Source organism: Anaeromassilibacillus sp. Marseille-P3371 (assembly GCF_900169665.1).
GTDB lineage: Bacteria > Bacillota > Clostridia > Oscillospirales > Acutalibacteraceae > Anaeromassilibacillus.
Window position 1 is genome coordinate 2,562,646 of sequence record NZ_LT835157.1, and the last position, 8,491, is coordinate 2,571,136.

Genomic DNA, 8,491 nt, shown 5'->3' on the forward strand with positions numbered 1-8,491 from the left:
GACAAGGACATCTTGAAGATTGTCCTGGATGAGGCGAACAAGGTTACGCAGGAGGACATCGACCGGCTGGTACCGGAAGTACGGGAACTCTTTGTGAATGCCCGGACCAACGCGCAGGAGGTCTACGACGATCCAGCCGCAACCCAGGAGGAGGTCAACAAGGCTTGGAGCGAGCTGCTAAAAGCGATGCACCTGTTGGAGTTCGAGGAAGGCGACAAGGAAGTGCTGCTGCCGTTGATTGAAATCGCAGAGCAGTTGGAGGAAAAGCTGGATGCATTCAAGCCGAGCAGCACGGAGGGCTTCGAGGAAGCGCTGAATGAGGCAAAGGATGTCTATGCGGAGGAGAACCCGCTGAAGGCGGAAGTGGACAAGGCATATGAGAACTTGCAGAAGGCGATTGAAAATCTGAAATACCGTGCAGACCTGTCGGCGCTCCAGACCGTGGTGGATGAAGCAAGGAGTCTGGATATGGACAGCTATATCCAGGATGAGGCGTTCCAGACCTTTAATGAAGTGCTGGAAGATGCAGAGACGATGCTTGGGAATCCGGAAGCTGGACAGGAAGAAGTGGATGCAATGGCGCAGAAGCTTGCGGAAGCAATGGCAGCCCTGCGGAAGATCCCGAGCAGAGAAGAGTTGCAGAAGCTCATCGAAGAGACAGAAGCGATCGACTTGAACGGCTATACGGACCGCAGTGTGGCAAACCTGGAGGCGGCGCTACAGGTAGCAAAGGCCGTCGCTGGGGATGAAACCGCAGACAACCAGACAATCGCAAAGGTATATGTGANTTCAACAGCATTTATCAGAAATTCTCCACGGAGGTTGAAGTAACAGACGGCCAAGTTAATATCGCGTTTTATTGTAAGGCTCCTGGGAACACTTCCATGCAGATCGACAACGTGGAGCTGTGGAAGATCGACAGTGAGCGGCCGAGCGAAACCTATGCGATCCAGGTGGCGGACGGCCAGGAAGCTACTTTGACCGCGCCGGCGCAGGCCGTGTTGGGCGAAACAGTGACCGTTTCCGTCTCCAACATTCCGGAGGGCAAGACGGTGAAAGAAGTCAAGGCTGTTAGTGCAGATGGAATGGAGTTGGATGTCAGAAAAATTATTCCAGACAAGTCCTACAGCTTCGTGATGCCAGCTAAGGCGGTGACACTCTCCGTAGAGCTGATCGACATTGAAACCGTGGCCAAGGCAGTGGTCAGCCGCGATACAGTCACCCGCATTGAAGCGGAGGATTTCGACGAGCAGGGCGGCGACCCGGCCATGGGCGACAAGGCGGGCGTCAAGGTCGAAAGTTGCGGCGAAGGCGGCCAGAATGTCGGCAGTACGGACGCGGGCGACTACATGCTCTACCACAATATCTATGTTAAGGAAGCAGGCACCTATCAGTTCCGCCTTCGGGTTGCAAGCAACAATACCGACGGCGGCGTAGAGGGTTCTCCGGACGGAGTAACCATCGTCACAACTGCGGCGCCCGAGGGCGTAGTCGGCACAATCCCGTTTACGGGCGCATGGCAGACCTATACCGATATTTATCTGGATGTTCCTCTGGAAGCTGGCCTACAGACGATCCGATTTAATGTGACGCATGAGGGCTGGAATTTCAACTACTTTGATATTCAGGCCGAAGCAAAGGCAGTCGTCACACCGGACGGCGTGACAAAGATCGAAGCAGAGGACTTTGACGGCCAAGGCGGCGACCCGGCCATGGGCGACAAGGCGGGCGTCAAGGTAGAGAGCTGCGGCGAGGGCGGCCAGAATGTCGGAAGTACGGACGCAGGCGACTACTTCTATTATGACGACATCCTCGTCATGGAAAAAGGCACCTATCAGTTTACACTGCGCGTAGCAAGCCAAAATACCGAGGGCGGTGTACAGGGTTCTCCGAACGGCGTGTCCATCGTGACCACTGCAGCGCCGGATGGCGTGTCGGCCACCATTCCGTTTACAGGCGGCTGGCAGACGTATACTGACGTAAAAGTTATGGTTCCGTTGGAGGCAGGGCGTCAAACCATCCGCTTCAACGTGACACACGAGGGTTGGAACATCAATTATTTCACCATCTCCGTTCCGGTGGAAATACCGTCCTATGAAGAGGTCTCCATGGTCAACCGTTGGAAGAACCAGTATCTGACAGACGATGGAAGTGGCGTACTCAAGTACGCTGGAAATATCGACAGCGACAACATCGATGCATATAGCTGGGACTTTATTCCGGATGAAGATGGCTATTATACCATCCAGAACCAGGCGACTGGCAACTATATTGTCAATGATGGTTCCGGCTTTGCAGCTTGTATGGCTGAGAGCGGAGAGGGCGACTCCGGCAAGTGGATTCTTCGCAATGTGAGTGGATATACCAAGGTTACCAGTCTATTGGACGATACGCTCTCTTTGGCGCTCGAAAATCAAGACTCCCAAAACCGGGTGGAGCTGGCCGAAGCGCCGGACAGCTGGTACAGTGCGCACTTCACGCTAAACAGCACACGCTTTGACTACGATATTTACCCCGACAAGATTGTCGATGGTCCATATACCATGACCGCCGACAACGGGAAAGAACTGCATTCCACCTATGAAAACAATACCTGGAAACTGACCAAGGACATCTCCGAATTGCCGCAGTTTACAGCAGAGAATATGCCGATTTCTGAGGCGCTGTACAATATGGCGTTGCAGGAGTCCCTGGAAGACATCTTTACAGAGACCAGCATTCACACAGGGGAAAAGGTCGAAGTATTTAATACCGGCGCGAACTGGAACAAGGTTTGGACGCGCGATACGGCGATGTCTGTTCAGTATTCTTTGGCATGGGCGTTCCCAGAGCAGTCCGGCAACAGCCTGCTGCAAAAGATTCAAGGCGACCCGCAGGAGTGGGTGGAGGATACCGGCACCGGCGGTTCGTATCCAGCTTCTACGGATCGTATTATCCTAGCTATGGCTGCATGGGAGACCTATCTTGCCACAGGGGATACGGAATTCCTGGAAAAAGTCTATGATGTGACCAAATATACATTGGAAAAGGACTTCCATGTAAACTATGACCCGAATACCGGCCTCTTTAAGGGGGAGACTTCCGGCCTTGACCATCGTTCTAAGACGTATCCCGACTGGATGGACGAGGGCTATTTCTCCGACATCATGGAATCCAAGTCCTGCAATACCAATATTGAGTATGCAGTGGCGTTTAAGGTAATGGAGCAGGCCTCGGAAATCCTTGGAAAGGACCCGGCAGAGACAGAAAAATGGGCCAAGCATTTTGAAGCACTCAAGCAGGCGATCAACGACACCTTCTGGATGGAGGAGCACGGATATTATTCCTCCTGGCAATATCCGGAATATATGGGCAATGTCCTCGCAGAAAAGACGGATGTCATTGCAGCCGGTTATGCGGTCTATTTTGACATTGCAACCCCAGAAATGGCCGAAAAACTGATGGAAAACTATCCGCTTGTCAAATATGGCGCAGATACCGTTTATCCACAGAAGACCGGTAAAAACTTCAGTGCGATTTACCACAATCGCGGCGTGTGGCCCGGCTGGGAAGCGGCCCTGATGGAAGCGGCAATGGTCGGCGGGAATCATGAGCTTGCGGGCGAGATTATGAAATCCATCATGTACGGTGCGGCGAGAAACCTTTCCAACGAAGAAGTTATTAACTACGAAACGGGCGCAGGCAATGATGCGCATCGCCAGCTGTGGTCGGTAGCAGGTCAGTTGGCCGGTTACTACCGAGTGTTGTTTGGTATGACGTATGATCTGGACGGCATCCATTTTGCACCGTATGTTCCGGATTGGATGGTCGGCCCGTTTGAACTGAGCAATTATTCTTACCGTGATGCGACCTTGAACCTCAAGGTTTCCGGACAAGGCGACCAGGTGGCATCCTTGAAGGTAAACGGCGAAGAAAAGGGCGCGAATTACGTGCTCCCCGCAGATGCCTCCGGCAATTATACGGTCGAAATTGCGATGGAGGACAGCGGCGAACACAGCGCAGTCAACCTCAAGCCGGAAAATTTGGTCATCTGCCCGGAACTGCCGGAAATGCAGCTCGAAGATGGCGTGCTGTCTTGGACGCCGGATACACGCTACACCTACAAGCTTTGGACCGGTACGGAATATATTGATGTAACGGGGCAGGATAGCTATACCATCCCACAGAATGTCTATGGCAGCTATTCCCTGGTGGCAGTGGACGAAGACGGGATTGCGTCCGAGCTCTCCGAACCCATCGTTTGGAATCCGGATGGGACGGTCCTCAAGTATGAGGCAGAGGATGCAAGTTACAACAGCGACTGCTTTGCCAACTCCATCCAGGGATATTCCGGGACCGGTTATGTGCAGGATAACCGTCCCAACGGTGGTACGGACATCACCTTCAAGGTCAATGTTCCAGTTGAAGGCGATTATCTGGTGAGCGCCCTGTACAACAATGGCGGCGATACCACCAGCGGAAACTATGCGGCAATCCGTTCGGTCCTGTTGGACGGTGAGGATTATGGCACCATGTCGTTCTCTATTACATTTGACAATGCATTCTATCGTTCACCCCGCATGAGGATGCACTTGACAGAAGGGGAGCATACCATTACCTTTACCTACAATTATAATGGCAATATTTACGACCAGAACATGAACATCAGCCGCAACAATCTTGCGATGGACCAACTGATTCTGGAGGACATCAGCACCATGTCAGTTGTAGAATCCCCCGTGCAGCTGGGACTGGATGGACCAGAGACGGTGGAGACAAACAGCTGCTTTATGGTGAAGAATACCATAAGCGGACTGGAGGAACTGAAGGAGCCCATAGGTTCGTTCCAGATGAGCCTGATCTATCCGGAAGGGATGAACTGTGAGAGGGTCACGTTAAATGAAAACGTATCGGGATACTTTGCGTACAACATCAAGAACGATGAACATATGGTAAAGTTCTTGTATTTGGGAGAGACCGGCGAAGGATTGCCGCCCGATTTGGACAGCCTGTTCACAGCGAAGTTCACGACGGACAGCGACTTGGCAGAGGGAGATTATACCTTGTCAATCCAAGATGTGACGATGGGATGCTGGAATGGAGAAGAGATTTCGTGCGACCTCCAGGATATGACTGTACATGTAGAGAAGGGTGAACCGAAGGAGCCGCAGTTGTTGACCGTACAGTGGAGCAGCAATGCAGCGGTGGAAGTGGAAGGAAATGCAGATGTGGTGATCTCCACGGATGCAATCTACGGCGCGAAAGTGATGCCGTGTGAAGATCTGACCTTTACCTTCACCCCGACCGAAGGCGCGTTCGCCAGTGCACAGCTCAACGGGGAGGACATCCCGTTTGAACCAAACGGCTTTACGTACACCTACACGATGCCGAATGAGAGTGCAAGCCTGCGCTTTACCTTTACGAAGGTGGACAAGGACATCTTGAAGATTGTCCTGGATGAGGCGAACAAGGTTACACAGGAGGACATTGACCGGCTGGTACCGGAAGTACGGGAAATCTTTGTGAATGCCCGGACCAACGCGCAGGAGGTCTACGACGATCCGACTGCAACCCAGGAAGAGGTCAACAAGGCCTGGGACGAGCTGCTAAAAGCGATGCACCTGTTGGAATTCGAGGAAGGCGACAAGGAAGTGCTGCTGCCGTTGATTGAAATCGCAGAGCAGTTGGCGGAGAAGTTGGATGCATTCAAGCCGAGCAGCACGGAGGGCTTTGAGGAAGCGCTGAATGAGGCAAAGGACGTCTATGCCGAGGAGAACCCGCTGAAGGCGGAAGTGGACAAGGCATATGAGAACTTGCAGAAGGCGATTGAAAATCTGAAATACCGTGCAGACCTGTCGGTGCTCCAGACCGTGGTCGATGAAGCAAGGAGTCTGGATATGGACAGCTATATCCAGGACGAGGCATTCCAGACCTTTAATGGAGTGCTGGAAGATGCAGAGACGATGCTTGGGAATCCGGAAGCTGGACAGGAAGAAGTGGATGCAATGGCGCAGAAGCTTGCGGAAGCAATGGCAGCCCTGCGGAAGATCCCAAGCAGAGAAGAATTGCAGAAGCTCATCGAAGAGACAGAAGCGATCGACTTGAACGGCTATACGGACCGCAGTGTGGCAAACCTGGAGGCGGCGCTACAGGTAGCAAAGGCAGTCGCCGGGGATGAAACCGCGGACAACCGGACAATCGCAAAGGTATATGTGAACCTGGAAGCAGCTGTAGCAAGTTTGGAGAAGGCGGAGACGCCGAAGCCCAACCCGAAGCCGGACAACAAGGGAGGAAAGGGAAGCAGTTCTGTGAATGCCTCCAACTCCTATGGAGCGGCAGGCGTCGTTTCTGCGGCACAGAACGTCTCGACCCAGAAGGCGCATGTGATGAGTGACACGACAGTGAACTTCACGCTCAAGAGAGGCAGCGCATACTGTTTCAAGATGACGGTGGTAAATGGAAACAACCAGACGCCGGGCTTTACGGTAGGCAACGGCAGCGTTCTCAAGACGCAGTTTGTAGCAAAGGTTGGAAACGATTACTACTACAGAGTCTATGCAACCGGCACACCGGGCCAGAGCACGGGCGTCTACACGACACTGCCGGGACAGAATGCGGTGAAACACTGCACAGTGACCATTGGTTGAATGCCGGATACCAGTGAAAGGCATAAGTGATTCGATCCAGCAACCACTGGTGGAAGAGAGCCTGTGTAGGAAATGCCTAAGGCGCGAAAGGCGCTGTGCATCCACCGGGCCAGAGCGTGGGCGTCTACACACACTGCCTGGTCAGAATGCGGTGAAACACTGTACGGTGACCATTGGTTGAATACCGGATACCAACGAAGGGTGTAAACCATTCGATCCAGCAATCGCTGATGGAGGAGAGCCAGCATAGGAAACGCCGGAGGCGCGAAAAACGCTGTGCGCCCACCGGGCCAAGGTACAGGTGTTTACACGACACTGCCGGGCCAGAATACGGTGAAACACTACACAGTAACCGTTGGTTGAATGTCGGGAAGTTTCGGAAGGTATGCAAGTTTTCGCGTTCAACCAAGTGTTCAGTGATTCATGTGGTTCGAAATCTCTTGTAAGTGTTCTATATAATTCATCACATCAGCAAAATAAAAAGAACCCCCGTCCAGCTTTTGAACAGGTCCCGTAAAAACGGAGAATAGACAAAAAGCCCCCTGATGTAGGAAAATGAAATACTACATCAGGGGGTATTATCATGTCAAAAAAGAAATGGACAAACATCAAAATTCTCGGGGCAGAGATCAACGCAATGCGCGAAGCAGGGAAATCCAGACAAGAAATAGCGGACTATTTCGGCCTTGATAAAGTTCAAATTAAGAACGGGGTTCATCGATACAACAAAGAGGTAAAACGTACGTCATTCGGAATTGCGCCACGCCCAAAGGGGCGTNAGCGCTACAGGTAGCAAAGGCAGTCGCCGGGGATGAAACCGCGGACAAACAGACGATCGCAAAGGTATATGCAAACCTGGAAGCAGCTGTAGCAAGTTTGGAGAAGGCGGAGACGCCGAAGCCCAACCCGAAGCCGGACAACAAGGGAGGAAAGGGAAGCAGTTCTGTGAATGCCTCCAACTCCTATGGGGCGGCAGGCGTCGTTTCTGCGGCACAGAACGTCTCGACCCAGAAGGCGCATGTGGTGAGTGACACGACAGTGAACTTCACGCTCAAGAGAGGCAGCGCATACTGCTTCAAGATGACGGTGGTAAATGGAAACAACCAGACGCCGAGCTTTACAGTAGGCAATGGCAGCGTTCTCAAGACGCAGTTTGTGGCGAAGGTTGGAAACGATTACTACTACAGAGTCTATGCAACCGGCGCACCGGGCCAGAGCACAGGCGTCTACACGACACTGCCTGGTCAGAATGCAGTGAAACACTGCACGGTGACCATTGGTTGAATACCGGATACCAGCGAATGGCATAAGCCATTCGATCCAGCAATCACTGATGGAAGAAAGCCTGTGTAGAAACGCCATAGGCGCGAAAGGCGCTGTGCGTCTACCGGGCTAGAACACAGGCGTCTACACGACACTGCCGGGTTAGAATGCGGTGAAACACTGCATGGTGATGGTAGCTATGAGGCTTCGGAAAGAAAAAAGAATATGGAATGTCTCTGACGGATAGCTTTTCTACATGCAAATATAAACGTATATCCTAATCGCATGTAGATGATTTGCCTCTCATGAAAGCGAATACATAAGAAAGCCAAAGTGGAGATATTCCACCGATATGACCCAGCAGGAGCATCCGCAAACGAGAATGCGAATAACCCCTGCTGGGTCAAACTTTTTACAAGGTTAGGAATGCATCGTACGACGTTGTTACTGTGTAGTAACAGTTGGACGGATGTGGGGTATCTTTTAGGGACGGCATAAAAGTTGTTCCCACCAAGATAAAATGAAAATAATCCGTAAATATCGGAATCGTGTTATGGAAGGAGTAAAAATAGCTGGTATCCAATTAAGTGTCTAGCGGCTAA

The 8,491-nt window shown here is 52.1% G+C and carries 3 protein-coding genes; all 3 read left to right on the forward strand.

Going from position 1 to position 8,491, the window contains the following annotated elements; genetic code table 11:
• The first annotated feature begins 12 nt into the window (after positions 1-12).
• The 3 genes from B9Y59_RS15825 to B9Y59_RS10705 all read left to right on the forward strand — a co-directional run bounded on the left by B9Y59_RS15825 (position 13) and on the right by B9Y59_RS10705 (position 7,910).
• Positions 13-831: a hypothetical protein gene (locus B9Y59_RS15825; protein WP_442856182.1), complete on the forward strand. Its 819-nt coding sequence runs from the start codon at positions 13-15 to the stop codon at positions 829-831.
• Between the two features lie 53 nt (positions 832-884).
• A complete protein-coding gene (locus B9Y59_RS10695) occupies positions 885-6,626 on the forward strand; it encodes a carbohydrate-binding protein (protein WP_085533385.1) in 5,742 nt (1,913 codons plus the stop codon).
• A gap of 876 nt (positions 6,627-7,502) precedes the next feature.
• Positions 7,503-7,910, forward strand: a complete 408-nt coding sequence (locus B9Y59_RS10705; RefSeq protein WP_085533389.1) for a hypothetical protein — start codon at positions 7,503-7,505, stop codon at positions 7,908-7,910.
• Positions 7,911-8,491: the final 581 nt, after the last annotated feature.

Bases quoted from the DNA above. Each gene is read 5' to 3' on its own strand.
- B9Y59_RS10695 (WP_085533385.1), top strand. From the start codon at position 885: ATGCAGATCGACAACGTGGAGCTGTGGAAGATCGACAGTGAGCGGCCG.